At 70.1% G+C, this 24,486-nt stretch carries 22 protein-coding genes and 1 other RNA gene; 12 read left to right on the forward strand and 11 right to left on the reverse strand.

The genetic code is table 11. The features are described from left to right. Positions 1 to 72: 72 nt before the first annotated feature. Complete coding sequence (locus tag ACBR40_RS29075; protein WP_344210103.1) at positions 73 to 1,575, reverse strand: DUF1996 domain-containing protein; 1,503 nt, start codon at positions 1,573 to 1,575, stop codon at positions 73 to 75. Further along, a complete protein-coding gene (locus ACBR40_RS29080) occupies positions 1,576 to 2,217 on the reverse strand; it encodes a DUF4142 domain-containing protein (RefSeq protein ID WP_344210101.1) in 642 nt (213 codons plus the stop codon). Between the two features lie 108 nt (positions 2,218 to 2,325). Between ACBR40_RS29080 and ACBR40_RS29085 the strand changes: the two genes are divergently transcribed. The 3 genes from ACBR40_RS29085 (at position 2,326) to ACBR40_RS29095 (ending at position 8,268) form a co-directional block, all read left to right on the forward strand. Further along, a complete protein-coding gene (locus ACBR40_RS29085; RefSeq protein WP_371250818.1) occupies positions 2,326 to 2,880 on the forward strand; it encodes a sigma-70 family RNA polymerase sigma factor in 555 nt (184 codons plus the stop codon). Beyond that, positions 2,880 to 3,077, forward strand: a complete 198-nt coding sequence (locus ACBR40_RS29090) for a zf-HC2 domain-containing protein (protein WP_091079819.1) — start codon at positions 2,880 to 2,882, stop codon at positions 3,075 to 3,077. Before ACBR40_RS29085 ends, ACBR40_RS29090 begins: the two co-directional genes overlap by 1 nt. Before the next feature lie 316 nt (positions 3,078 to 3,393). Next, positions 3,394 to 8,268, forward strand: coding sequence for an NAD-glutamate dehydrogenase (locus tag ACBR40_RS29095; protein ID WP_371250819.1), 4,875 nt, complete (start codon positions 3,394 to 3,396; stop codon positions 8,266 to 8,268). A gap of 40 nt (positions 8,269 to 8,308) precedes the next feature. On the opposite strand, the gene ACBR40_RS29100 is transcribed toward ACBR40_RS29095, so the two are convergent. After that, complete coding sequence (locus tag ACBR40_RS29100) at positions 8,309 to 9,340, reverse strand: hypothetical protein (RefSeq protein WP_344210094.1); 1,032 nt, start codon at positions 9,338 to 9,340, stop codon at positions 8,309 to 8,311. 47 nt (positions 9,341 to 9,387) lie between these two features. Between ACBR40_RS29100 and prfB the strand changes: the two genes are divergently transcribed. After that, positions 9,388 to 10,506, forward strand: coding sequence for a peptide chain release factor 2 (prfB, locus tag ACBR40_RS29105; RefSeq protein WP_344210092.1), 1,119 nt, complete (start codon positions 9,388 to 9,390; stop codon positions 10,504 to 10,506). 69 nt (positions 10,507 to 10,575) lie between these two features. Here prfB and ACBR40_RS29110 read toward each other — a convergent pair whose 3' ends face one another. Further along, complete coding sequence (locus tag ACBR40_RS29110) at positions 10,576 to 10,767, reverse strand: hypothetical protein (protein WP_329584570.1); 192 nt, start codon at positions 10,765 to 10,767, stop codon at positions 10,576 to 10,578. A gap of 202 nt (positions 10,768 to 10,969) precedes the next feature. On the opposite strand from ACBR40_RS29110, the gene ftsE reads away from it, so the two are divergent. The 5 genes from ftsE to ssrA all read left to right on the forward strand — a co-directional run bounded on the left by ftsE (position 10,970) and on the right by ssrA (position 15,651). Then, the gene (gene ftsE, locus ACBR40_RS29115; protein WP_020541427.1) at positions 10,970 to 11,659 is read left to right on the forward strand and encodes a cell division ATP-binding protein FtsE; all 690 of its coding nucleotides are present in this window, start codon (positions 10,970 to 10,972) and stop codon (positions 11,657 to 11,659) included. Between the two features lie 20 nt (positions 11,660 to 11,679). After that, complete coding sequence (gene ftsX / locus ACBR40_RS29120; protein ID WP_371250820.1) at positions 11,680 to 12,588, forward strand: permease-like cell division protein FtsX; 909 nt, start codon at positions 11,680 to 11,682, stop codon at positions 12,586 to 12,588. 23 nt (positions 12,589 to 12,611) lie between these two features. Continuing rightward, the gene (gene smpB / locus ACBR40_RS29125) at positions 12,612 to 13,079 is read left to right on the forward strand and encodes an SsrA-binding protein SmpB (RefSeq protein WP_344210087.1); all 468 of its coding nucleotides are present in this window, start codon (positions 12,612 to 12,614) and stop codon (positions 13,077 to 13,079) included. Between the two features lie 20 nt (positions 13,080 to 13,099). Beyond that, positions 13,100 to 14,953, forward strand: coding sequence for a penicillin-binding transpeptidase domain-containing protein (locus tag ACBR40_RS29130; RefSeq protein ID WP_371250821.1), 1,854 nt, complete (start codon positions 13,100 to 13,102; stop codon positions 14,951 to 14,953). Positions 14,954 to 15,267: 314 nt separating this feature from the next. Continuing rightward, positions 15,268 to 15,651: a transfer-messenger RNA gene (gene ssrA, locus ACBR40_RS29135) on the forward strand. Between the two features lie 7 nt (positions 15,652 to 15,658). Here ssrA and ACBR40_RS29140 read toward each other — a convergent pair. From ACBR40_RS29140 to ACBR40_RS29160, 5 genes are all read right to left on the reverse strand, one after another. Continuing rightward, the gene (locus tag ACBR40_RS29140; RefSeq protein ID WP_371250822.1) at positions 15,659 to 16,870 is read right to left on the reverse strand and encodes a serine hydrolase domain-containing protein; all 1,212 of its coding nucleotides are present in this window, start codon (positions 16,868 to 16,870) and stop codon (positions 15,659 to 15,661) included. Between the two features lie 42 nt (positions 16,871 to 16,912). Beyond that, complete coding sequence (locus ACBR40_RS29145; RefSeq protein ID WP_364449685.1) at positions 16,913 to 17,290, reverse strand: hypothetical protein; 378 nt, start codon at positions 17,288 to 17,290, stop codon at positions 16,913 to 16,915. Between the two features lie 117 nt (positions 17,291 to 17,407). Continuing rightward, positions 17,408 to 17,992, reverse strand: coding sequence for a hypothetical protein (locus tag ACBR40_RS29150; protein WP_371250823.1), 585 nt, complete (start codon positions 17,990 to 17,992; stop codon positions 17,408 to 17,410). A 32-nt stretch (positions 17,993 to 18,024) separates the two neighbouring features. Next, complete coding sequence (locus ACBR40_RS29155) at positions 18,025 to 18,762, reverse strand: trypsin-like serine protease (protein WP_344210076.1); 738 nt, start codon at positions 18,760 to 18,762, stop codon at positions 18,025 to 18,027. A gap of 93 nt (positions 18,763 to 18,855) precedes the next feature. Next, positions 18,856 to 19,254 carry a hypothetical protein gene (locus ACBR40_RS29160; RefSeq protein ID WP_371250824.1) on the reverse strand — a complete coding sequence of 133 codons (399 nt, stop codon included), beginning with the start codon at positions 19,252 to 19,254 and terminating at the stop codon, positions 18,856 to 18,858. A gap of 100 nt (positions 19,255 to 19,354) precedes the next feature. On the opposite strand from ACBR40_RS29160, the gene ACBR40_RS29165 reads away from it, so the two are divergent. The 3 genes from ACBR40_RS29165 (at position 19,355) to ACBR40_RS29175 (ending at position 21,709) form a co-directional block, all read left to right on the forward strand. Beyond that, positions 19,355 to 20,323, forward strand: coding sequence for a GlxA family transcriptional regulator (locus tag ACBR40_RS29165; protein WP_371250825.1), 969 nt, complete (start codon positions 19,355 to 19,357; stop codon positions 20,321 to 20,323). A 266-nt stretch (positions 20,324 to 20,589) separates the two neighbouring features. Then, entirely contained in the window at positions 20,590 to 21,180 is a 591-nt protein-coding gene (locus ACBR40_RS29170; protein WP_371250826.1) for a hypothetical protein, read from the forward strand. Beyond that, on the forward strand, positions 21,164 to 21,709 hold the full coding sequence (locus ACBR40_RS29175; RefSeq protein WP_371250827.1) for an OmpA family protein: 546 nt from the start codon (positions 21,164 to 21,166) through the stop codon (positions 21,707 to 21,709). The genes ACBR40_RS29170 and ACBR40_RS29175 overlap by 17 nt, the downstream gene beginning before the upstream one ends. Positions 21,710 to 21,713: 4 nt before the next feature. On the opposite strand, the gene ACBR40_RS29180 is transcribed toward ACBR40_RS29175, so the two are convergent. Both ACBR40_RS29180 and ACBR40_RS29185 read right to left on the reverse strand, forming a co-directional pair. Next, positions 21,714 to 22,802 carry a trypsin-like peptidase domain-containing protein gene (locus ACBR40_RS29180; RefSeq protein WP_344210065.1) on the reverse strand — a complete coding sequence of 363 codons (1,089 nt, stop codon included), beginning with the start codon at positions 22,800 to 22,802 and terminating at the stop codon, positions 21,714 to 21,716. 30 nt (positions 22,803 to 22,832) lie between these two features. After that, positions 22,833 to 24,263, reverse strand: a complete 1,431-nt coding sequence (locus ACBR40_RS29185) for an AMP-binding protein (protein ID WP_371250828.1) — start codon at positions 24,261 to 24,263, stop codon at positions 22,833 to 22,835. Between the last annotated feature and the right edge of the window lie 223 nt (positions 24,264 to 24,486).

Genomic DNA, 24,486 nt, shown 5'->3' on the forward strand with positions numbered 1-24,486 from the left:
GTTTCCCCTCCAAGGTCGGGTGAGGGTGCGACTCGGAAGGCGGATGACCCTTCGCGGGCGCGGTTCTCTAGGTCAGCAACGGCGGCCCCGGTTGATGCAGGAGACGACGGTCTGCATCAGCCGGTCGGGCATGACGTTGGCGAAGTCTGCGTGGTCCGTGACCGGGTTGTGCTTCTGCTCGGGGAAGGCGTCCAGCGCGTACGAGGGACCCTGCGGCACCGAGTAGGCGAGCGTCATGCGGAGCTGCGGGATGGCTCGCGTACCCTGCGGACAGGCGCCGTTCTGGTCGGGGAAGACCACGTGCGTGCGATGGTTGGCGCTGTCGGTGTTCTGTCCGTCCCAGCAGCTCGGGAAATCCAGAATACGAAGGACGAGGCTGCCGCGCGGGCAAAGCGGATATTTGTCGGTAGTTATGCGATTTTGGAATCCCGTGCAGGACCACGCGGCCTTCGCGTTGGCTGTGCCGTTGGTCGCGGCCTTGGCGTCACCGGTGATGATCCGCAGGAACCTCGGCATGGCGACCACCCGGGAGCTGGCGTTGCCGCGGAACTGGAGCTGCACCGCGCGGGCGGTCAGCTGCTGGCCGACGTTGCCGTCGGGGTCGTTGTCGTTCGCGTCGACCTTGCGGTTGCGCAGCACCGGCCAGAAGTACGTGGACCGGTCGCCGAGCCGGCAGGTGGTGCCCGCCGCGGCCAGGCTCTCGTCGGTGGAGAAGGCGTCCGTCGACAGGTTGCCCACGTAGTCGTGCAGGTGGTGCGCCCCGTTGCTCACGCCGGGGGCCACGATGAAGTTGTCCGGGTTGTTGTGCTTGTTCTCGTTCCTGCCGCACTGGGAGACGAAGGTGCCGCGGGAGCCGTTGCGGTTGAAGCGCGCGTTCACCCGCTGCGGGGCGACCTGGCGGATGTCGACGAAGTCCTCGGGGAACGGGCCCAGGTCGGCGCAGGCGGCCTCGTCGGGGTCGTTCGTGGCCGAGCCGGTGGGGGAGGCGGTCGGCGAGGCGTTGCCGCCGCCGGGGTTGTTCCGGGTGGGGACGGGCGTCGCGGTCCTGGTGGGGTTGTTGCGGCGGCGGGAGAACGTCGAGGCGGTCTGCTCGTCCTCGGGGGCGGCCTCGGGGGCGTCCTCGGGGGACGCGGCCGGGTCGAGCAGCTTGGCGCCGCCCTGAGGCGCCTGCTGGTCCTGCCCCTGCTGCTGGTCGCCGTTGTTCTGCTGGTTGTTCTGCTGGTTGTTCTGGTCGCCGTTCTGCTGCTGGTCGTTCTGGCCCTGGTTCTGGTCCTGGCCTTGGTTCTGGTCCTGACCCTGGTCCTGGTTCTGGCCCTGATCCTGGTTCTGACCTTGATCCTGGCCCTGGTCCTGACCCTGGTTCTGGTTCTGGTCCTGCTGGTCGTCCTGGCCCTGTTGGTCGCCGTTGCGCCGCTGCCGGTTGTTGTTCTGCTGCTGACCCTGCGAGGCCTGCTCGGCCGGGTCGCAGTGGTCGGCCAGTGCGGGGGCGACGCCGATGACGGCCGCGGACACCAGCCCGCTAGCCACCACGGCCAAGGCGGACATGGCCGCGGCCATGCGTCTGGAACTCGTCATTTAGTGTCTCCTCATGTCGACCGCCAGAGCGACGGGTGGTGCAGGTGAGGGCGTCGGGGGCTCCGGGAGTTGCTGGAAGTCGACCAGGCCCGTGGACTCCAGAAGAGTCATGTGGCGCATCACGAAGTTGATGCCTTCCTGGGCGAACTTCCTGATCTCGGCGTTGCGGGTGCCGGCCCGTACGCTCGCCACGACGGTGAAGACCTTGCCGTGCGCGGCACGCAACAGGTTCGCGTAGTCCTTGTCGAAGGCGGGGCCGCTCTCCGCCGCGAGCTGGGCGAGCCAGCGTTGCTGGTCGGCGTTGGGCTCGTCGGGGATGACCACGCCGAGCTTCTTGGCGGCCTGGACGGTCAGGGCGTCCAGCTTCTTGTGATCTTCCATGATCAGCCGGCCCACCTCCTTGACCCGCTGCGACTCGGCGCGGGTCTGGGCCATGTCGCCCGCGGGCATCTCCCAGAGACCGGCCTGCCGGACCTTGACCAGCAGGTCGCGGTCTGCGGCGGTGAGCGGTCCCGCGGACGTCTGCGTGAACTGGGCGGCCGCCGGATCGATCGACGGGGGCATGACCAGCACGATCGTCACGGCGGCGGCCAGGACGAAGCCACCGAGCATGAACAGCTCGCCTCGCAAAAGCCTGTGCATGGTCGGAGGTACGCGGCGGCAGCGGGTCAGGTTCAGCTATGGCCGGGAATAGTTAGAAATGACTGGAGTTATCGGAGTGGCTACCGGACCGATAACAAAGGTGTAAAGATGTGCCCCGTGCTAGGTCACCTCGACGGCAGGTTCGAGAGTGCTGATGCCGAGGCGGAGCACCGCATCGCGGTGCTTTACCAGGAGTTCGGCGGCCCTCTGCTGCGCCACGTGCGCAAAAGTACTGGTAACGACCTCCAATGGGCCGAAGACGTCGTGCAGGAGACGCTCGTCCGAGCCTGGCGTAACTCGGCAAGACTGCAATGGGAACCAAGCCTCTTATGGGCGTGGCTACTGACGGTAGCCCGCAGGATCGTCATCGACGGACGTCGACGCAAGAGCGTGCGGCCTCACGAGGTCGAGCCGCCCGAAGTCGACATGATGGCGGTGCCGGACGGCTCTGAGCGAGCCCTGTCGGCGATGGTCGTCGCCGACGCGCTCCGCAGTCTGTCCGACGAACACCGCGAAGTCATTGAGCAGACCTACCTCCGAGACCGTACGATAAGTGAGGCGGCGGAGATTCTGGGGATTCCGCCGGGCACGGTGAAGTCCCGGCTCTACTACGGCATCCGGGCTCTCCGCGAGCTGCTGCGGGACAAGGGGGTAGCCGGCTGATGCATGACGAGGTGGCCGCCTACGTCCTCGGCGTCCTCGATGAAGAGGAGCACGAGGCGTTCGAGCGCCACCTCGACGAGTGCGAGCAGTGCCGGCGCGAGCTCGTCGAGCTCGTCGAGTTGCCCGAGCAGCTCGACGAGCTGAAGCACACCCCCTCCGCCTCCGACGACGATCCTCCTATGTCCATGTCGCGTTGACGTCCATCCCCTTTTCGGGTGGTATCGGTAACGGCAAGGCGTTCAGGGGGAGGTGTTCGGTGGGCATCGACGGTGATGCGCTCGTTCCCCGGCATCCCCGGCCAGGTCCTGGAGGCGATGACGCCCCAGGGCCTTCTCACGTCGTCCCCGGCCCCTGCCGCGGCGTTCGTGCTGTGGGATGCTGTCCCGGCCGCCCCCTGCCGGCGGGGCCTGCCGCGGGTCCGCACGCGCCCGCACTACTACTTCCCGCTGTCCCGGGAACAAGAGCCTGGCCGTATCCGGCCCGGCCAACCCTCACAAAGGAGTGAGACCTGACATGCCCCTCGACGAGGCCAAGGACGAGCTGCTCCAGCGAGCGGCCGAGCACTGCGTGGCGAGCAGCGAACACGTGATCACCGAGGAGGCGCTCTCCTTCCTGCGGCTCTACTACCGCCACGTGGCCCCCGAGGACCTGCTGCACCGCGACCCCGTCGACGTGTACGGCCCCGCGATGTCGCAGCGCCAGCTCGCCGAGCAGCGTCCCCAGGGCCGGGCCGTGGTCCGCGCCTTCACCCCCACCATCGAGGGGAACGGGTGGGACCCCGGCCACTCGGTGGTCGAGGTGGTCACCGACGACATGCCGTTCCTGGTCGACTCGGTGACGATGGAGCTGGACCGGCACGACCTCGGCATCCACCTGCTGGTCCACCCGCAGATGCGGGTGCGCAGGGACATGACGGGCCGCATGCTGGGCCGTGGCCAGGAGGACGTCACCGGCCAGATGCTGGTCGAGTCCTGGATCCACATCGAGATCGACAGGCAGGCCGACCCGGCGGCGCTGAAGGCGCTGGAGAACGACCTGCAGCGGGTGCTCACCGACGTGCGCCACGCGGTCGAGGACTTCAGGAAGATGCGGGCGGTCGCCGTCCAGGTCGCCGAGGACCTCAGCATGAGCCCGCCGCCGCTGGAGCCGGCCGAGGTCGAGGACAGCATCGACCTGCTGCGCTGGCTCGCCGACGGGCACTTCACCTTCCTCGGCTACCGGGAGTACCGGCTGGAGGACACCGACCGGGGCGAGGCGCTGCGGGCGCTGCCGGGCGCGGCGCTCGGCATCCTGCGCGACGACCGGATCGGCTCCGAGAGCTTCTCGGTGCTGCCGCCCGAGGTGCGGGCCAAGGCGCGCGAGAAGCAGCTCATGATCATCACCAAGGCCAACTCGCGGGCCACCGTCCACCGCGCGGCCTACCTCGACTACATCGGGGTCAAGATGTTCTCGCCGGACGGCGAGGTCATCGGCGAGCGCCGCTTCCTCGGCCTGTTCACCCACGTGGCCTACAACGAGTCGATCTCCCGCATCCCGGTGCTGCGCCGCAAGCTGGCCGACGTGCTCGAACGCGCGGGGCTCGCCCCCGACAGCCACGACGGCAAGGACCTCATCGAGATCCTGGAGTCGTTCCCGCGCGACGAGCTGTTCCAGACCTCGGTCGAGCAGCTGCTGCCGATCGCGCTCGGCGTGCTGCGGCTGCGCGAGCGCAAGCAGGTGAAGCTGTTCCTGCGCCGCGACGACTACGGCCGCTACATCTCCTGCCTCATCTACCTGCCGCGCGACCGCTACACCACCAAGGTCCGGCTGAAGATGCAGGAGGTGCTGCTCAAGGCGCTGGGCGGCCGGTCGCTCGACTACAGCGCGATGATCGGCGAGTCGTCGCTGGCCCGCCTGCACGTCGTGGTGCGGGGCGAGCGGGGCAAGCAGCTCCCGCCGCCGCGCGTGGACGTGGAGGAGCTGGAGGCGCGCCTGGCCGCCATCACCCGCTCCTGGGAGGACGACCTGGCGGTCGCGCTGGCCGAGATGACCTCCGAGGAGGAGGCGCCGGCGCTCACCCGCCGCTACGCCTCCGCCTTCCCCGAGGGCTACAAGGCGGACTTCCCGCCCAAGGTGGCCGTGGTCGACCTGCGCCGCCTGGAGGAGCTGGTCGCGGGCGGCGACGGCGGCGAGGTCGGGATCAACCTCTACGAGCCGTACGACGCGGCCGAGGGGGAGCGGCGGCTCAAGATCTACAAGATCGGCTCGCCCATCTCGCTGTCCCACGCGCTGCCCCTCATCCAGCGGCTGGGCGTCGAGGTCGTGGACGAGCGGCCGTACGAGGTCGACCGGGACAACGACCCGGCCACCAAGAACGCCTGGATCTACGACTTCGGCCTGCGCTACACCCCGTCGGCCGACGTGGACAGGAACGACTTCAAGCGCCTGTTCCAGGACGGCCTGCGCGCCCTGTGGACGGGGCGGGTGCAGGCCGACGACTTCAACGCGCTGATCCTGCGGGCCGGGCTGACCTGGGAGCAGGTCGAGATCCTGCGGGTGTACGCCAAATACCTGCGGCAGGCGGGCAGCACGTTCTCGCAGCCGTACATGGAGAAGGTGCTCACCGGCAACGTGCGGCTGGCGCGGCTGCTGGTCAACCTGTTCGAGGCGCGGCTCGACCCGCGGCGGGACGAGGACGTGCGGTGCGACCTGGTGGACGCGCTGAACGAGGAGATCCTGGGCGCGCTCGACGAGGTGGCCTCGCTGGACGAGGACCGCATCCTGCGGGCGTACCTGGAGATGATTCAGGCGACATTGCGCACCAATTACTTCCAGACAGTGGATGGGCACCGCAAAACGTACATATCTCTCAAATTCGACCCGCAGGCCATCAGCGTGCTGCCGTTGCCGCGGCCGAAGTTCGAGATATTCGTCTACTCGCCGCGGGTGGAAGGCGTGCACCTCCGGTTCGGGAAGGTGGCGCGCGGCGGTCTGCGGTGGTCGGACCGGATGGAGGATTTCCGGACGGAGATCCTGGGCCTGGTCAAGGCGCAAATGGTGAAAAACACCGTTATTGTCCCGACTGGGTCTAAAGGTGGATTTGTCGTTAAGCGTCCTCCGGTGGGCGGCACCCGCGAGGAGCTGATGGCCGAGGGCATCGCCTGCTACCGCACCTTCATCTCCGGCCTGCTGGACGTCACCGACAACCTCGTGGACGGCAAGGTCGTGCCCCCGCGCGACGTGGTCAGGCACGACGGCGACGACACCTACCTCGTCGTCGCGGCCGACAAGGGCACCGCCACCTTCTCCGACATCGCCAACGCGGTGGCCAAGGAGTACGGCTTCTGGCTCGGCGACGCCTTCGCCTCCGGCGGCTCCATCGGCTACGACCACAAGGCCATGGGCATCACCGCGCGCGGCGCCTGGGAGTCGGTGAAATACCACTTCCGCACGACGGGCGTGGACACCCAGACCACCGACTTCACCGTGGTCGGCATCGGCGACATGTCGGGCGACGTGTTCGGCAACGGCATGCTGCTGTCCGAGCACATCCGGCTCGTGGCCGCCTTCGACCACCGGCACATCTTCGTCGACCCCGTCCCCGACGCCGCCCGCTCCTACGCCGAGCGGCGGCGCCTGTTCGAGCTGCCGCGCAGCTCCTGGGAGGACTACGACCCCGGGCTGATCTCGGCGGGCGGCGGCGTCTTCTCCAGATCCGCGAAGTCCGTCCAGATCACGCCGCAGATGCGCGAGGCGCTCGGCATCCCGGCCGGCGTCACCTCGATGGCGCCCACCGACCTGATCAGCGCCATCCTCAAGGCCCCGGTCGACCTGCTGTGGAACGGCGGCATCGGCACCTACGTCAAGGCGTCGTCCGAGTCGCACGCCGACGTCGGCGACAAGGCCAACGACGTGCTCCGCGTCGACGCCGCCGACCTGCGCTGCAAGGTCATCGGCGAGGGCGGCAACCTGGGCATGACCCAGCTCGCCCGGATCGAGTTCGCGCGCGACGGCGGCCTGGTCAACACCGACTTCATCGACAACTCGGCCGGCGTCGACACCTCCGACCACGAGGTGAACATCAAGATCCTGCTCGACCAGGTCGTCCGCGACGGCGAGCTGACCGACAAGCAGCGCAACCAGGTCTTCACCTCGATGACCGACGAGGTCGCCCAGCTCGTGCTGCGCGACAACCACGCCCAGAACGTGGTCCTCGACGCCGCCCGCGCCCAGGCCGTCGAGATGCTGCACATCCACTCCCGCTACCTGCGGCGGCTGGAGCGCGATGGGCTGGTCAACCGGGAGCTGGAGTTCCTGCCCTCGGACAAGACGCTGGCCGAGCGCCGCCAGGCGCGGCTCGGACTGACCTCGCCCGAGTTCTCGGTGCTGCTCGCCTACACCAAGCTGGTGCTGGACGCCGAGGTGCTGGGATCCGACCTGCCCGACGAGCCCTACCTGGAGTCGTGGCTGGTCTCGTACTTCCCGTCGGCCCTGCGGGAGCGGTTCCGTCCGTACATGGACGCGCACCCGCTGCGCCGCGAGATCATCACCACCTGCGTGGTGAACGAGCTGGTCAACTCCATGGGCACCACGTTCATGCACCGCTTCGGCGAGGAGACCGGCGCCTCCGCGCCCGACATCGTGCGGGCCTGGCTGGTCGCGCGCGAGCTGTTCGACCTGCCGAGCTTCTACCGGGCGGTCGAGGCCCTCGACAACCAGGTGGACACCGCCACCCAGATCGCCATGCTGCTGGAGGCGCGCAAGCTGGTCGAGCGGGGCACCCGCTGGCTGCTGGCCAACCGCCGGCCGCCGCTCGACCTCGCCGGGTCGGCCGGCTTCTTCATCAAGGGCGTCAACGGGCTGCTCGCCCACATCCCCAAGCTGCTCACCGGGCCCGACCTGGCCGCGTACGAGGACCGCCGCGACGCCTTCCTCGCCCGCGGCGTGCCGCAGGAGCTGGCCGAGCGGGTGGCCGGGATGGTGCCCGCCTACTCCACGCTCGACCTGGTGGAGATCGCCTCGATCGGCGAGCGGCCGGTCAGCGAGGTGGCCGAGGTCTACTTCGACCTGGCCGACCGGCTCCAGCTGGCCCGCCTGCGGGAGCGCGTGATCGCGCTGCCGAGGGACAACCGCTGGAACTCCATGGCCCGCTCGGCGCTGCGCGACGACCTGTACGCCGCGCACGCCTCGCTCACCCAGGACGTGCTGGCCCACAGCGAGCCGGGCCTGGCGCCCGAGGAGCGGCTGGCCCGCTGGTCGGAGGCCAACTCGGCGGCCGTCTCGCGGGCCAGGCAGACGCTGTCGGAGATCTGGGAGAGCGACAACTTCGACCTGGCCACGCTGTCGGTCGCGCTGCGGGCCGTCCGCACGCTGGTGGCCGCCAGCAACCTCCCCTACACGGAGGCGTAGTCACCGGTCTCCCGGGCGCGGCGGCGCCGCGCCCGGGGGTTCACGTGCCGGTGGCGCGCGTGAGGCCCCCGTCGTGGGCGATCACGGCCGCCGCCCCCGCCTTGGCGATGGGCGGGACGGCGGTGGCGTACTGGTGCGTCTCGACCAGCCGCAGCGTACGCCGCAGCACCGTCGAGTTGATCGCCCAGCGGGCCGCGTCGGGCACCGGGATGTAGTCGTCCTCGGCCGTCTTGGTGGTCGTGGTCGTCGTGCGCGACAGCGAGTATTGGATCAGCGCTCCGCCGTCGGCGGTGCGCAGCGCGTACACGGGGAAGCTGTCGGCGCTGAAGATGGAGTCGTAGCTGAAGCCGTCGGCCTTCGCCTGCTCCCGCAGCGAGGCGATCTGCTCGGCCACCTCGGTGGTGTAGGGGCCGGCCGCCACCAGCCCGGCCGTCACGCCCGACGAGCCGGTCTCGGCCACGCTGGCGTGCACCGGCTGCATGAACTGCGGGCTGATGGTCACGCTCTTGTCGTCAGGAGCCAGCGCCGTGGCGTAGCCCTCGGCGTCCTCGGCGATCTCCGGCAGCTTCTGGCCGGGCAGGAGCTCGGCCGCCGAGCTCAGCCGCCACCGGTCGGACCTGGCGAAGGTCAGCAGCGTCGGCCGGCCGTCGCGGGTCGCGAGGGCGGTGAACCAGGGCGCCTGCTCGTCGGGCCTGAACCTCGGCACGAAGAGGGCGGGCGCGCCCCATCGGTAGCGGGGCGGCGCGTAGTCGGTGGACAGGTAGGCGGCGAGGCTCAGCGGGGTCTGCCCGCCGGTCGTGAGGTCGACCGCCATGCGCAGGCGGCCGTCGAGGTCGCTCTTGACGCGCAGCGTGTCGTCGGTGGCGGTGATCTCGGTGAACACCTCGGCGGCCTCGGCCTTGGTGACCGCGACCAGGCTCGGCGAGGGCGACGACGAGGGCGTGGGCGTGGCCGACACGGCGGCGGCGGAGCTGGTCGGAGGGGGCGGCGCGGCGTCGGCCGAGCAGGCGCCCGCCCCGGCCAGGACGCCGGCGGCGAGCGCCAGGAGCCACCGTCGCCCGTATGCACGCACCTCGCCATGTTATTCGGGCCCGCGACGGTCGCGTACCCTTGGGAGACGTGGCAGGCATCGATCCGGCAGAAGAGATCAACGAGCTCGCGGGCACGCTCCGCAGCATCCAGGACGTGCTCGACCTCGACGCGATGCGCAAGCAGATCGAGGAGCTGGAGCAGCAGGTCGCCGCGCCCGACCTCTGGGACGACCCCGAGCAGGCCCAGAAGGTCACGAGCAAGCTCTCCCATCTCCAGGGCGAGCTCAACCGCGTCGACGGCGTGGCCCGCCGGCTCGACGACCTCGGCGTCCTCTACGAGCTCGCGGCCGAGGAGGGCGACGCCGACACGCGCGCCGAGGCCGACAAGGAGCTGGAGTCGCTGCGGTCCGACATCGGCGCGCTGGAGGTCCGCACCCTGCTGTCGGGCGAATACGACGCCCGCGAGGCCCTGGTCACCATCAACGCGCAGGCCGGCGGCGTCGACGCGGCCGACTGGGCCGAGATGCTGCTGCGCATGTACCTCCGGTGGGCCGAGCGCAAGGGCTACTCCACCGAGGTCTACGACACCTCCTACGCCGAGGAGGCCGGCATCAAGTCGGCCACCTTCACGATCAAGGCCCCCTACGCCTACGGCACGCTGCGCGGCGAGCACGGCACGCACCGCCTGGTCCGCATCAGCCCCTTCGACAACCAGGGGCGGCGGCAGACCTCGTTCGCGGGGGTCGACATCGTCCCGGTCGTCGAGCAGACCGACCACATCGACATCAACGAGGACGAGATCCGCGTCGACGTCTACCGCTCCAGCGGTCCCGGCGGCCAGGGCGTCAACACCACCGACTCCGCCGTGCGCATCACCCACCTGCCGACCAACATCGTGGTCTCCTGCCAGAACGAGCGCTCGCAGCTCCAGAACCGCGCCACCGCCATGGCGGTCCTGCAGGCCAAGCTGCTGGAGCGCAAGCGGCAGGAGGAGGCCGAGAAGATGTCGGAGCTGCGGGGCGCCACGACCACGTCGTGGGGCACGCAGATCCGCAACTACGTGCTGCACCCCTACCAGATCGTCAAGGACCTGCGCACGGGCACCGAGGCGGGCAACCCGACGGCGGTGCTCGACGGCGACCTCGACGAGTTCATCGAGTCGGAGATCCGGTGGATGCGCCGGCAGGAGTCGGGCGCGGCCGAGTGAGGCCCGGCCGCCCGGGATGAGCGGGCGGGCTGAGCGCCCGTCCTGAGCGGCCCGTCCTGGGTGATCCGCCTAGCGGACGACCAGGTGCTCGGCCGCGAGCGTCGCGAAGAGCAGGACGACCAGCAGCACGGCGATCAGGGCGGGCGAGAGCCCGGCGAAGCCGTGCTGGTGCATCCGCTCGCGGTTGGCGCGGCAGAGCGGGCAGCGGCCCTCGATGACGGGGTGGGCGCACTGCGCGCATACGAGGTGTTCGCAACTCATGTCAGCCCCAAGTCTAGCCGCACAATCGTTTTGTTTCCGTTATGGACGTTCCATGCCAGTCTTCCCCCTAGACTGTCGTCTGGCCAATCGGAACGTCGATCATTGGTAAAGCGACGGCCGCCGAGTGGCCGGTGGCGGGAAGTGGGCATGTGCCACCCTCGCTTCCGTCCTGACCCCTAGACTGGCATGCCGTGATGCTCTCGTGATCCATTTCGATAATGTCACCAAGGTCTACGCCAACCAGAACCGGCCCGCTCTCGACCACGTCTCCGTTGACGTGGACAAGGGCGAGTTCGTGTTCCTCGTCGGCCCTTCGGGGTCAGGCAAGTCCACGTTCCTGCGCCTGGTCCTCAAGGAGGAGCGGCCCAACTCCGGGGCGATCCATGTCGCCGGCAAGGATCTGGCCCGCCTCTCCAACTTCAAGGTGCCGCACCTGCGCCGCCGCATCGGCTGCGTCTTCCAGGACTTCCGGCTGCTGCCGAACAAGAACGTCTACGAGAACGTGGCGTTCGCGCTCGAGGTCATCGGCAAGCCCCGGCGGTTCATCCGCAAGGTCGTGCCCGAGGTCATCGAGCTGGTCGGCCTGGAGGGCAAGGCCCACCGCATGCCCGACGAGCTGTCCGGCGGCGAGCAGCAGCGCGTCGCCATGGCCCGCGCGTTCGTCAACAGGCCGATGATCCTGCTGGCCGACGAGCCCACGGGCAACATCGACCCCGCGACGAGCATCGGCATCATGAAGGTGCTCGACCGCATCAACAGGACTGGCACCACGGTCGTCATGGCCACTCACGACGCGGCCATCGTCGACTCCATGCGCAAGCGTGTCGTGGAGCTGGAGGACGGCAAGATCGTCCGTGACCAGTCGCGTGGCGTTTACGGCCAGGCGTACTGACAGGGAGCTGTAGACAGAACATGCGGGCGAACTTCATCTTCTCCGAGGTCTGGATCGGCCTCCGTCGCAACCTGACCATGACGATCGCGGTGGTCATCACCGTGGCGGTCGGAATGGCGATGCTGGGCGTCGGCCTGATGATCAACGCCCAGGTCGGTCTGATCCGCGGTTACTGGGACGACAAAGTCGAGGTCTCGGTCTTCCTGTGCACCAAGGGCTCGGCCGTGCAGACCTGCAACGGCAAGGCGATCACGCAGGCCCAGACCAACAAGCTCCAGGAGCACCTCAAGGGCACCCCCGGCGTCAAGGAGGTCTTCTACGAGGACCAGGCGTCCGCCTACGAGAACTTCAAAGCGGCCTTCGCCTCCAACGAGGCCCTGGTGAAGGCCACCAAGGTCGAGGACATGCCGACCTCGTTCCGGATCAAGGTGGCCGACCCCAACAACTACGCGTCGGTCATCCAGGCGATCCAGGGCCAGCCCGGCGTCTCCCAGGTGACCGACCAGAAGCAGCTCGTCGGGCCGTTCTTCCAGATGCTCGACAAGCTCGCCTACTACGCGCTGGCGGTCGCGATCATCCTGGTGCTGGCGGCGGCGCTGCTCATCGGCAACACCGTCCGGCTGTCGGCGTTCAACCGGCGGCGGGAGACCGGCATCATGCGGCTGGTCGGCGCCTCCAACCTCTACATCCAGCTCCCCTTCATCATGGAGGGCGTGATCGCTGGTCTCATCGGCGGCGTCTTCGCGGCGGTCATCCTGATCGTCACGAAGGTCATGCTGTTCGAGGAGCTCGGCCGCTTCGTCGCTGGCCCGACGGCGCAGCTCGGCTGGGACACGGTGGCGCAGACGATCACCTTCACCATGATCATCGGCGTGGTGATCTGTGTGCTCGCGTCGTTCGTCACCCTCCGCCGATACCTCAGAGTGTGACGGAACGCCGGTAAAGTCGAAGCATGCCACGTGAGACCGGGCGGAAGGTCATCGCCCAGAACAAACGCGCTCGGCACGATTACCACATCGAGGACACCTTCGAGGCGGGGCTCGTGCTGCAGGGCACCGAGGTCAAGTCGCTCCGCGAGGGCCGCGCCTCGCTCGTCGACGGCTACGCCAGCATCGACGGTGACGAAGCGTGGCTGCTCAACGTGCACATCCCCGAATACGCGCAAGGGACGTGGACCAACCACGCCGCCCGCCGCAAGCGCAAGCTGCTGCTGCACCGCAAGGAGATCGACAAGCTCGCCGTCAAGACCAAGGAGGGCGGGCTGACGATCATTCCGTTGTCGCTGTACTTCAAGGACGGCCGGGCCAAGGTCGAGATCGGCCTGGCCCGCGGCAAGAAGGACTGGGACAAGCGGCAGACGCTGGCGGAGCAGCAGGCCAAGCGGGAGATGGCCCGCGCCCTGCGCTACCGCAACCGATGAGAGGCGCGACACCGCCAGCGATGAGACGCGCCCGCCGCACCCTCTCCGCGACCGTCACCCTGGCGATCGCGTGCACCACGCTGACCGGCTGCTTCGAGGAGCCGTCACCGCACGACGCGGTGCGTGACTTCCTCGTGGGCTGGCAGAGCGAGGACTACGACCTGGCCGCCGGCCGCACCGACGGCGACCAGGCGACCGTACGCAAGGCCCTGTCGGACGCCAAGCTGGAGCTCGACGCGGCCTCCTTCCGGTTCAAGATCAAGAGCGTCACCGTGACCGGCGAGGAGTCCAAGGCCGACTTCCGCGCCGAGGTCGACCTGGGCGAGAACAACCCGCTCTGGGAGTACGACGGCGTGCTGCCGCTGCACCTGGTGGACGGCTCGTGGAAGGTGCGCTGGTCGCCGTCCGTGCTGCACCCCCAGCTCAAGGAGGGCGAGCGCTTCGCGGTCGACATCGGGCCCAACCCGCGCCAGCCGGTCGTCGACCGCACCGGCGACCCGCTGCAGACCGACACCGTGCTCTACGTCGCCGGCGTCTACCCCGCCCAGCTCGGCGACCGGGCCGAGGAGGTCGTCGACAAGCTGTCGGAGATCACCGACTACGCCCGGGACCGGCTGCTGAGCCGCATCAGGTCGTCCCCGCCGGACAAGTTCGTGCCCCTGGTGACCTTCGGGCGCGCGCGCTACCAGGCGCTGCAGAGCAAGCTCAACATCCCCGGCATCAAGGTCGAACCCCAGGACCAGCCGGTCAACCCCGACGCGCCCCGGCAGATCGTCGGCACCGTCAGCGCGCTGACCCCGGAGACCGAGCAGAAGCTCGGCGGCCCGCAGCGGGCCGGCGACTCCGTCGGCAAGAGCGGCCTGCAGCAGGCCTACCAGAACTACCTGACCGGCTCCACGGAGACCAAGGTCATCACGCTCGATCTCAAGACCGGCAAGGAGGTCGCCCGGCTCAAGGAGTGGCCGGGCCGGCAGAACGTCTCGGTCAAGACCACCCTCGACCGCAGCGTGCAGGCCGCCGCCGAGCAGGCCGTGGCCGACTCCGCCACCAGCTCGCTCGTCGTGGTGGACAAGAACTCCGGCGAGATCCGCGCGGTCGCCACCAAGGGCATGCACCAGGAGAAGGACGCGCTGGCCGGCAAGTTCCCCGCCGGCCCGGCGTTCTCGATCGTGGCGGCCGACGCGCTGCTCAAGGCCGGGGTGAGCCCCAAGCAGCGGCTGAGCTGCCCGGCCGAGCGAACGGTCGGCGGTGCCAGGTTCGTGCACGCCGGGCAGCTCGGCGCCAACACGTCGGGCACCTTCCAGGAGAACTTCGCCAAGGGCTGCGTCACCGCGCTCGCCTCGCTGGCCCGCCGGGTCAAGGCCGACGACCTGCGCAAGAGCGCGGAGGCGTTCGGGGTGGGGCAGTCGTGGCGGCTGCCGCTGAGGTCGTTCAACGGCTCGTTCCCGTCGCTGGCCGGCGACGCCGACAAGGCCAAGGCGATCGCGGGCCAGAACGTCCAGGTCAGCCCGCTCGGCATGGCGCTGGTCGGGGCGGCGGTGGCGTCCGGCACCTGGCGTCCGCCCGTGCTCGTCACCGACCCCAAGTCGTCCGACGCCGCCACCGACAAGGCGCCGCTCGTCCAGCCCGACCCCGTGCCGATGGACGCGAAGGTGCGCACGGCGCTGACCACGATGATGCGGGCCGGCGCGCTCAGCACGCCGGCGCTGGCGCAGCAGCAGGCCAAGGTCTACGGCGTGACGGCGACGGCGGGCAACCAGCTGACCTGGTTCGTCGGCTGGCAGGGCGATCTGGCCGTGGCGGTGCTGTCGAAGAACTACAACGCCTCGGCCGTCGCGGGGAGCTTCTTCTCGGCTCTTCGCACCTCTCCGTGAAAAGGTCGTGACGGCGAGCAACCATCGGCTGCTCGCCGAGCGTCTTCCTTAGTGACTGGGCCCGCTCGGGGGGTTGCGGTCCCAGTCGCCGTGATGAGATCAGGGCTTCATCTCGGGGGAAGCCCTGCCGTCCGGACCGGCTCGACCCTGCCGGTCGGCCCCCGGGAGCGTGTGCTTGTGCGCCGCGCTCCCGGGGGTTTCGGCATGTTCGGGGCGGTCGCGCCACGGGGAATTAAGTTGGCGTCAGGGGCGTTGTGCCGTGTAGATTCATGTTGCTCACCTCACTTCGCGTGGGGTGTGTTGACAACTGCACAGGGGGTGACTGGCTTCGACTTCGACTTTGCAAGCCAGGTGAAGCGGGCCGAGGACTGCGGACATAACCTCGTTAATCCTGTGACCGCAAACAACAAGTGCCAACTCTAAGCGCACTGTGGTCGGCCAGGACTCCCTGGCCCTCGCTGCCTAAGTAGCGAAACCACTGTCAGCCCGGGAGTGCCTTCGGCCCGGTGTCTGGCATCGTCAGAAGGCTCAACCGATCAACCCGGCCACGGGGGCGATCGGGAAATCTAACAGTGGCTGAGCCCGTCGGCGACTCGCCTGCGTGATCGCCGGGGCTGAGAAAAACACAGCAGGCTGCGCCCGGAGAAGCCCTGACTTGGGGTTGAAGGACGCGGGTTCGATTCCCGCCACCTCCACTCATCTGCATCAGCGACGGCGGTGTCCCTTGGGGACACCGCCGTTTTCGCGTTTCAGGCAGGCCCTCACGGCGGCCACCAGGTTCGCCGCTCGCGGGTCCTGCGGGTCGTCCTCGATGCGGTTCATCACGTAGGCGAAGGCGAGGCCGGTCGCCGGGTCGGCGTAGCCGATCGAGCCGCCGTGGCCGGAGAAGCCGAAGGCCGTGGGGGAGTGCCAGAAGGCGTCCGGGGTGGGCAGGCCGAAGCCGGTGGCGATCCGCACCGGGACGCGCAGGATCCGGTCCACGCCGCTGACCTGCTCCTTCGTGGCGGCGGCGAGCGTGGCGGGGGTCAGGACGCGGTGGCCGTCGACCTCGCCGATGAGGGCCGCGTAGAAGCGGGCGAGGGCGCGGGCGGTGCAGACGCCGTTCGTGGCCGGCATCTCGGCGTGCAGTTCCTCCGGGTCGTCGTGGTTCAGCGGGGGCGCGAAGAGGGTCACGGCGCGCGTGGTCAGCGAGGCGGGGTCGGCGAAGGCGGCCATGATCTCGCGCATCGGCTCCGGGATCGCGTCGAGGTCGACGGCGGACAGGGCGGCGAAGTCGATCGGCGTGGTGACGAGCCGGCTCACCCGGTGCGCCTGCGACCTCGGCAGGCCGATCCACAGGTCCAGGCCGAGCGGCGCGGCGATCTCCTCGGCCAGGAACGTGCCGAGGCTGCGCCCGCTCACCCGGCGGACGACCTCGCCGACCAGCCAGCCGTAGGTCTGCGCGTGGTAGCCGTGGGCGGCGCCCGGCTCCCAGTACGGCCGCTGCGCGGCCAGCGCCTCCACCACGGGTGTGCCGGCGATCGCGTCGGCCCTGGTGAGCGGGCGGTCCACGGCGGGCAGCCCCGCCTGGTGGGTGAGCAGCCACCGCACCGGGATATGACCCTTGCCGTGCGCGGCGAACTCGGGCCAGTAGCGGGCCACGGGCGCGTCGAGATCCAGCTCGCCGCGCTGGGCCAGCAGGAGGGCGCAGGCCGCCGTCACCGCCTTGGTCGTGGAGAAGACGACCTGGAGGGTGTCGCGTTCCCAGGGCCGGCCGGTCGCCGGGTCGGCGAGGCCGCCCCACAGGTCGACGACCGGGCGGCCGTGCAGGTAGACGGCGACCGCCGCCCCGGCCTCGCGGCCGCCGGTCAGGTTGGCCGCGAACGCCTCGCGTACGGGGTCGAACCCCGGCGCGGTGTCTCCGCCGATCTCGGGCATGCGTCATCGCCTTCCGTTGCTTCGCGTGATGGGACGCGGAGGCTAGCGGCGCCACTTCCCGACCACCCAGGCGCACAGCTCCTGCTCGGTCATCTCGGGGAACTCCGCGGCGAACGTGGCGAGCGCGCGGACCGCCTCGTCACGGGTGAGACCGCGGGCCGCCGCCTCCTTGAGGTATTCCTGGCGGGCCAGCGTGGGCCGGCCCCCGCCGGAGCCCCGGCCGGGCAGGCCGTCGCGCCAGCGCACGATGTCGGCGACCCGCTCGGGACGCCAGCCCGGGGCGCCGTCGACCTCCACGTCCGGCTCGGGGAAGGGATGGTCGGACCCGGACGGGTAGCGGGTGCGCCACTTGTGCACCGCGTGCCTGCTCACCCCCAGCGCCTCGGCGATGCCGACGACGCCCAGGTAGGGGATGGGCATGGGTGCACCTGCTTGTCGGTCCGGGCCTCCTTCGCGGATCTCCAGTAGTACCACTCCCGGTGCCCTGCCTCCGACGGCCGGGCGCCGGAAACATGGTCTCTCATCGAGACGAAGTTTTCAAGGTCTGCCGAGGATGATGACCGGGCCCTCCTCCTCGTCGAAGCGATCGCTGTCGATGGCGACGCCCGTCGACGCCTCGACGAAGGCGAGTGCCGCCGCGCGGCGGCCTGTGAAGTCGTCGCGGGGAACGGTGGCGAGGAGTTCGTGCAGGCCGGCCAGCGCGGCCGGGTCGCCTTCCTCGGTGATGTGGTCGGTGAAGTGGAAGCGGTCCACGCGCGTTCTGATGCGGCCGCCCGCCGCGTAGAGGAGGGTGCTCTGGCCGCTGAAGTTCCAGCTCGTCAGCCATACCCGGCAGTCCTCGCTGAGTGCGGCGACGATGTCGTCGGAGGCGGGGAAGCCGGACCAGTCCAGGAAGCCCCAGGCGCCGTCGCCCTCGAAGGCGAAGATCAGCTCGCCGTCGGCGTTCGCGTTGGCGTCCACGGGGTCCGGCACGATGCGCTGCTCGGGGTCGTGGCCGCCGTTGAGGCGCCATAAAACGTCGTCGCAGGTCAGGTCCTCGTCGAGGGGCTGGACGACGAGCCAGCAGAGGCTTTCTTCCAGCCAGCCGCGACGCCGGAGGAGGTCTCGGTAGTAGTCGATCACCCGGTCAGCGTTCCACGGGAACGGCCGCCGCGTCAGCGCGGGAGGGTGACGTACTTGCCGAGGAAGGTGCGGGCCGACTGGCTGTCGAGGCGGTAGTCGTAGTTGGTGCCCTTGCAGGCGTCGTCGGCGCCGCTGATGGAGGTGGCGACCAGCAGGTGCGAGTCGGGGCCGCCGAGGAAGTTGGGGCCGCCCGAGTCGCCGAAGCAGGTGCTGCCGTCGCTCTTGACCGACATCGACAGGTTCAGCCAGCGCTTGGTCATCCCCTTGTAGGAGATGGACGCCTGGTTGCGGGTGTCGGTGTAGTGGTAGACCTCCTCGCGCGCCTTCTTGGCCGGCGCGAGGGAGCCGTACCCGACCGGGGTGAAACGGGTCAGCTTGCCCTCGGCCTTGAGGCGGTCGAGCAGGCCGGGGGCGGGGAGCTGGGCGGGGCGGATGCCGGTGACGGGCTGGTCGAAGACGACCACCGCCATGTCATGCAGGTCCGATTTCTCGTTGAACCGAGGGTCCGGGATGAACCGGCCGCTGTGGAGCGCGCTGCCGGGCTTGTACTGGGCGGAGAAGGTGACCTTGGCGGTCTTCTGTCCCTTCTCGCCGCAGTGGGCGGCGGTCAGGAAGACCGTCGGGGAGACCAGGGTGCCGGTGCAGTACGTCCAGGTGCCGTCGGCGTGCGGCCGGTCGGCGACCATGGCGCCCACCTCGGGGTGGGCGGCACCGTCGGCCGAACCGTTCGTGATGGCGGCCGCGGGCAGGGCGGTGGCGCCTGTCAGCAAAGTGGCAGCAATCATGACAAATGGGACATAACGCATCCACAAAGGGTAGGCGACACCCTGCCCAAAGTGGTAATGGCGGCGTCCCCGGGGTCGTCAGTGGGCGCAGCCCGCGTACTCGTCGAGGCGGTGCAGCATCGCGGCCAGCATGAGCGGGAACATGGCCACGTGCGCGAGCGTCATCATCGTGCCCGCGTCGATCCAGCCGAGCCACAGCATCGGGAAGAGCGGCACGACCGGGACGAACATCGCCGCGCACATCTCCAGCGTCGGGGCCCAGCCGTGGCGGCGGAAGCGCATCCACGCGGCCATGCCGATCGACATGTTGAGCGCCATCACCAGGTAGCCCAGCTCGGGCTGCGCGCTGTGGGAGACGCCGAGGCCGAGCACGTCGAGCAGCGCGCCGAGGGCGAACATCCCGGCGAACATCGCGATGATCATCTCAAGGTAGTGGAGGGCGAATCTGCCCCAGTTGCGGGTGGTCGTCGTGGTCATGGCTCCGACTGTCCACGGGGCGGGCGGGGCGGGCCAAGGCGGGCGGCCGGACAAGTCCGGAAACTTGGGGTCCTGGTCCTTAAACCCTAGAGTCGAGGGCATGGACGTCCGGCGGGTGGTCGTGGTGGCGTACGAGGCGGCCTCGCTGCTCGACCTCGCCTGCGTCACCTCCACGCTGGAGGAGGCCAACTGGCACGGCGCGGCGCCGTACTACGAGGTGCGGGTCGCCGCCCCCGGCGGCAACCCCGTCACCTGCGGCACCGGGCTCACCGTCCAGGCGCAGCTCCCGCTGGAGCGCGTCACCGGGCCGCTCGACACGCTCGTCGTCTGCGGCGGCATCGGGTTCGAGGACGCGGCGGCGAACCCGTCCGTCGTGGGGCACGTACGCCGGCTGTCCAGGGAGAGCCGGCGGGTCGCGTCCGTGTGCACCGGGGCGTTCGTGCTGGCCGCGGCCGGGCTGCTCGACGGGCGGCGGGCCACCACGCACTGGCGGGTCGCCGGCGAGCTGGCCGGCCGCCACCCCGAGGTCGCCGTCGACCCCGGCCCGATCTTCCTCCGGGACGGCGACGTCGCCACCTCCGCGGGCGTCACCGCCGCCCTCGACCTCACCCTCGCCCTCGTCGAGGAGGACAACGGCCCCGACCTGTCCCGCACCGTGGCCCGCCACCTCGTCACCTACCTCCAGCGGCCCGGCAACCAGGCGCAGATGAGCATGTTCGTCGCCTCGCCCTCGCCCGCGGACACCCTGGTCAAACGGACCGTCGAGCACATCGGCGGCCACCTCGCCGACGACCTGTCCACCGCCGCGCTCGCCGCCTCGGCCGGGGTCAGCGAGCGCCACCTCACCCGGCTGTTCCTGCGCCACCTGGGCCGGACACCCGGCCGGTACGTCCGCCAGGCCCGCGCCGAGGCCGCCGCCCACCTGCTGGTCTCCACGTCGCTGCCGATGGCCTCGATCGCGGCGCGCTGCGGGTTCGGGACGGCCGAGACGCTGCGGCAGGCGTTCCTCGACCGGTACGGGACCTCGCCCTCCCGCTACCGCCTCACGCAGCGCTCGGCCCTCGGCTGACCCGGCTGACGCGGCTACGACGCTGCGGTGCCCGCTCGGCTGGGCGGCGCTCGCCGATGGTACGGATGGTGCGGTTGGTGTCCTCGTGCGTGCTGTGGAAGAGTTTGACGGCCTTGGTGAGAGCCACCAGGACGCCCGGACGGGCGGGGCCGAGGAGGCCCGGCGGCGGCGATGACCGGGCCGGCGCGCACCGGCTGTGCGGATGCTGAACGCCGCCTCCCCAGGGTCAGCGCCACATCCCCCGAACGACGAAGGTGATCACGACGATGCGAAAGACGATCGTGCTGGCCGTCGCGGCGGCCGCGCTCGCGGGCTGCGGCGCGCTGCCGGGCGCCCCGCAGGGCGGCGGCGGCGAGGAGCGGCGGTCGCGGCCCGTCTCGGAGAGCACGACCGCGTCCGCCCCCGGGCAGCAGCCGGCCCAGGAGAGCGCCCCTCCGCAGCAGAGCGCGGTGATCGCCTCCAAGGAGACCAAGGTCGGCTCCGGCGACATGTACGGCGAGGCCCGCGTCGACCTCACCGGCCTCAAGCGGCAGGGCAGGACCGCTACCCTGACCTGGGTCGTCACCGCCCTCGACGGCAAGGTCAACGTGCACAACGGACTCGGCACCGGCACGCTGGACTTCACGGTCTCGGGCGTCGCCCTCATCGACCCGGTCAACGCCAAGCGTTACCGCGTCGCCCGCAACGGCACCGGCGCGGACGCCGAGTGCGTGTGCTCCGGCACCCAGGGGCAGTTCCTGGAGAAGGGCGAGGCGTCCACGCTGTACGCGGTCTTCGCCGCCCCGCCGGCCGACGTGAGCACGATCAATGTTGAGATGCCGGGTATCGGGGTGTTCACCGATGTTCCGATCGCTTAGCGCGGCCCTGGTCCTCGCCCTGGCGTCCCCGACCCCGGCGCCCGAGCCGCCGGCCGGCGCCACCGGGGTCGTCGAGGACCTGGTGCTGCCGGTCGAGGACATCATCGGCGAGGTCGAGTCCATGGACGGCACCGAGAGCGAGACCAAGCAGGGACGCCAGGTGACCCTCGCGGTGACCAGCGACGTGCTGTTCGCGCTGGACAAGTGGCGGCTCACGGCCAAGGCCAGGCAGCGGCTTGAGCAGGTGGCCGCCAAGGTCGACGCGGAGAGCGCGGGCGGCGTCGTCAGGATCGAGGGCCACACCGACGACCAGGGCACGGACGCCTACAACCGGACGCTGTCGCGCCGCCGCGCGCAGGCCGTCCAGCAGGCCGTACGCGGCCTGATCACCGTCCCGGGCGTCACCTTCCAGGCCACCGGGTACGGCGAGAGCCGCCCCAAGCTGCCCAACCTGGTGCAGGGCAAGCCGGTCGCGGCCAACCGGGCGAAGAACCGGCGGGTCGAGATCGTCTTCACCGCGAAGCGGTAGCCGGTCAGTCCCCGGGAAGCTGCCCCAGGGTCACCGTCAGGGTCGCACGGGAGCCGTCGGAGCGGATGATCCCCACCTTGACCTGGGTGCCCGGCTGCAGGGTGGCGATGGTCTCGGTCAGGTCGGCGATGGTGGGCGTCTCCTTGTCGTTGACCGAGACGATCACGTCGCCGGTCTCGATGCCGGCCTTGGCCGCGCCGCCGCCCCGCTCCACGCGGGCCACCCCGACGCCGGCCGGCTGCCCGTCACTGCCGAGCACCGTGCTGCCCCGGATGCCGAGCGCGGCCCTGCGGCTGTTGGTGACCTTGCCGTTCTTGATGATCTGGTTGGCGATGTCGACGGCGGTGTTGCCGGGGATGGCGAAGCCGATGCCGGGGGCCGCGCCGCCGCCGAGCTCGGGGAGGGTGGCCGCGAGCGTCGGGACGCCGATCACCTGGCCGGACAGGTTCACCAGCGCGCCGCCGCTGTTGCCGGGGTTGATGGCGGCCGAGGTCTGGATGGAGTTGGCGATCGTCGCGCCGGGGGAGCCGGCCTCCTGCGGCTCGGACACGGTACGCCCGACCGCCGAGACGATGCCCTCGGTGACGCTGCCCGACAGGCCGAGCGGGTTGCCCATGGCGAGCACGATCTGCCCGACCCGTACCTTCGAGGAGTCCGCGAACGTGGCCGGCCGCAGCCCGTCGGGGTTGTCCACCTTGATCACGGCCAGGTCGCCGGTGGCGAAGGAGCGCACCAGCCGCGCCTTGCGGTCCGCGCCGCCGGTGGCGAAGGCGACGCTCATCTCGGTGGCCTCGCCGACCACGTGGGCGTTGGTGATGATGTGGCCCGCGTGGTCGAAGACGATGCCGGAGCCGAGGCCGACCTTGGTGTTGATCTGCACGATGGACGGCAGGACGTTCGCGATGACCTGCTCGTACGCCGCCTCCAGGGCCTGGGCGGGGCCGCTGCCCGCCTCGGTCGCCCCGGGTGAGGTCGCGCCGGGTGACGTCGCGGTGGGCGCGGCGGACGGCGAACGCACTCCGGTGGCGGGGAGCGTTCCGCAGCCCGCGAGCAGCACGGCGGCTGCGGCGAGTGCCGCGGCGGTCCTCCTCATGGGCTGCCTCATGGCAGTTGTGTGCCCCAATCAGTGCGAAAGATACGCCTCCCGGACATTCCGCCTACTGAGCTTGCCGGTGGGCGTACGCGGCAGCGACTCCCGGTACTCGATCACCCGCGGATGCTTCAGCCGCGCCAGCCGGGGCACGCAGTGCCGCAGCAGCTCGGCGGTCAGCTCCTCGGAGCCCGTCACCCCGGGCGCCGGCTGGACCAGCGCCACGACCTTGTGGCCCCACTCCGGGTCGGGAACGCCGATCACGGCCACGTCCGCGACCGCCGGGTGCTCCAGCAGCGCCGCCTCGATCTCGGCGGGATAGATGTTCACGCCGCCCGAGATGATCAGATCGGTACGCCGGTCGAGCAGGAACAGGTAGCCGTCCTCGTCCAGGTAGCCGATGTCGCCGGGCGTGTAGTCGCGCCCGCGCATGGCGGCGGCCGTCTTGTCGGGGTCGCCGTGGTACTCGAAGCGGTTGATGCCGCCGATGTAGACGAGGCCGGGGTGTCCGGGCGGCTGCTCCTCGCCGTCCTCGCCGACGATCGTGAAGCGCATGCCGTCCAGCGCCCTGCCGACCGTGCCGGGCCGCTCCAGCCACTCCTGGGACGACACCATGGTGGCCACGGCCGCCTCGGTGGAGCCGTAGTACTCCCACAGCACCGGGCCGAGCCAGTCGATCATCGCCTGCTTGACGGCGGGCGGGCAGAAGGCGGCCCCGTGGTAGAGATGGGTGAGGGACGACAGGTCGTACGACTCCCGGTCCGGCACGGCCAGCAGCCGGTGGAACATCGTGGGCACCATGAACGCGTTCGTCACCCGGTGCCGCTCGACGAGCCGCAGCGTCTCGGCGGCGTCGAACCGCTCGGGCGCCACGATCGCGTGCCCGAACTGCAGCGCCATCATGGCCTGCCCGTACGGCGCCGAGTGGTAGAGCTGCGAGCACACCAGGTGCACCCCGCCCATCGGCAGCCCGAAGTGCCGCCAGCTCTTGCGCATGAGGATCGGGTACAGCTCCTCGGGCGTCAGCTCCAGCAGCCGCCGTCGTACGCCCTTGGGGCGGCCGGTGGTGCCCGAGGTGTAGAGCATCATGGAGCCGGCCCAGCGCTCGGCGGGGGCGGTGTCCGGCTGTCCCTCGGCCAGCTCGGCGACCGTGAGGGCGTCGGGGGAGACCACCACCTTGGCGCCGCAGTCGGCGATGATGTAGTCGATCTCCTCGGCGGTGAAGTGCCAGTTGACCGGCACCAGATAGGCGCCGATCTGGTACGTCGCCAGCATCATGGTGAGCGCGTCCCGGCCGTTCTTCAGCACGGTCACCACGCAGTCTCCGCGGCGGACGCCGCGCGAGGCCAGGCCGTTCGACGTCTGGTTCACCCGGGACAGCAGGGCTCCGTAGGTGAGGCCGTCGTCGCCCAGGAGGGCGGGACGATCCGGGTCTTCGGCGGCGATCTCGTAGAAACCCCTCATGTAGCCAGACCTTACAGAATTAGATTCTGCTGCGGCTATAGAGGAAATAACCCGCTCTGCGGTGACGTAACCTCAAGGTCATGGCGGACGTCGGAGATCAGATACCCTCCTCGAACTCACCCACCACTCCGTTCCGCAAGGTCGTCCTGCCGCCGGCCGAGGAGACGTTGCAGACCCAGCGACCCCCCGCGGCCCCACCCCGCCCCCAGCCCCACCCCACCCC

The sequence above is a fragment of the Nonomuraea sp. AD125B genome (assembly GCF_041402765.1).
GTDB classification, from domain to species: Bacteria; Actinomycetota; Actinomycetes; order Streptosporangiales; family Streptosporangiaceae; genus Nonomuraea; species Nonomuraea bangladeshensis.

Bases quoted from the DNA above. Each gene is read 5' to 3' on its own strand.
- ACBR40_RS29075 (WP_344210103.1), bottom strand. From the start codon at position 1,575: ATGACGAGTTCCAGACGCATGGCCGCGGCCATGTCCGCCTTGGCCGTG.
- ACBR40_RS29080 (WP_344210101.1), bottom strand. From the start codon at position 2,217: ATGCACAGGCTTTTGCGAGGCGAGCTGTTCATGCTCGGTGGCTTCGTC.
- ACBR40_RS29085 (WP_371250818.1), top strand. From the start codon at position 2,326: ATGTGCCCCGTGCTAGGTCACCTCGACGGCAGGTTCGAGAGTGCTGAT.
- ACBR40_RS29090 (WP_091079819.1), top strand. From the start codon at position 2,880: ATGCATGACGAGGTGGCCGCCTACGTCCTCGGCGTCCTCGATGAAGAG.
- ACBR40_RS29095 (WP_371250819.1), top strand. From the start codon at position 3,394: ATGCCCCTCGACGAGGCCAAGGACGAGCTGCTCCAGCGAGCGGCCGAG.
- ACBR40_RS29110 (WP_329584570.1), bottom strand. From the start codon at position 10,767: ATGAGTTGCGAACACCTCGTATGCGCGCAGTGCGCCCACCCCGTCATC.
- ftsX (WP_371250820.1), top strand. From the start codon at position 11,680: ATGCGGGCGAACTTCATCTTCTCCGAGGTCTGGATCGGCCTCCGTCGC.
- smpB (WP_344210087.1), top strand. From the start codon at position 12,612: ATGCCACGTGAGACCGGGCGGAAGGTCATCGCCCAGAACAAACGCGCT.
- ACBR40_RS29130 (WP_371250821.1), top strand. From the start codon at position 13,100: ATGAGACGCGCCCGCCGCACCCTCTCCGCGACCGTCACCCTGGCGATC.
- ACBR40_RS29140 (WP_371250822.1), bottom strand. From the start codon at position 16,870: ATGCCCGAGATCGGCGGAGACACCGCGCCGGGGTTCGACCCCGTACGC.
- ACBR40_RS29145 (WP_364449685.1), bottom strand. From the start codon at position 17,290: ATGCCCATCCCCTACCTGGGCGTCGTCGGCATCGCCGAGGCGCTGGGG.
- ACBR40_RS29160 (WP_371250824.1), bottom strand. From the start codon at position 19,254: ATGACCACGACGACCACCCGCAACTGGGGCAGATTCGCCCTCCACTAC.
- ACBR40_RS29165 (WP_371250825.1), top strand. From the start codon at position 19,355: ATGGACGTCCGGCGGGTGGTCGTGGTGGCGTACGAGGCGGCCTCGCTG.
- ACBR40_RS29170 (WP_371250826.1), top strand. From the start codon at position 20,590: ATGCGAAAGACGATCGTGCTGGCCGTCGCGGCGGCCGCGCTCGCGGGC.
- ACBR40_RS29175 (WP_371250827.1), top strand. From the start codon at position 21,164: ATGTTCCGATCGCTTAGCGCGGCCCTGGTCCTCGCCCTGGCGTCCCCG.
- ACBR40_RS29180 (WP_344210065.1), bottom strand. From the start codon at position 22,802: ATGAGGAGGACCGCCGCGGCACTCGCCGCAGCCGCCGTGCTGCTCGCG.
- ACBR40_RS29185 (WP_371250828.1), bottom strand. From the start codon at position 24,263: ATGAGGGGTTTCTACGAGATCGCCGCCGAAGACCCGGATCGTCCCGCC.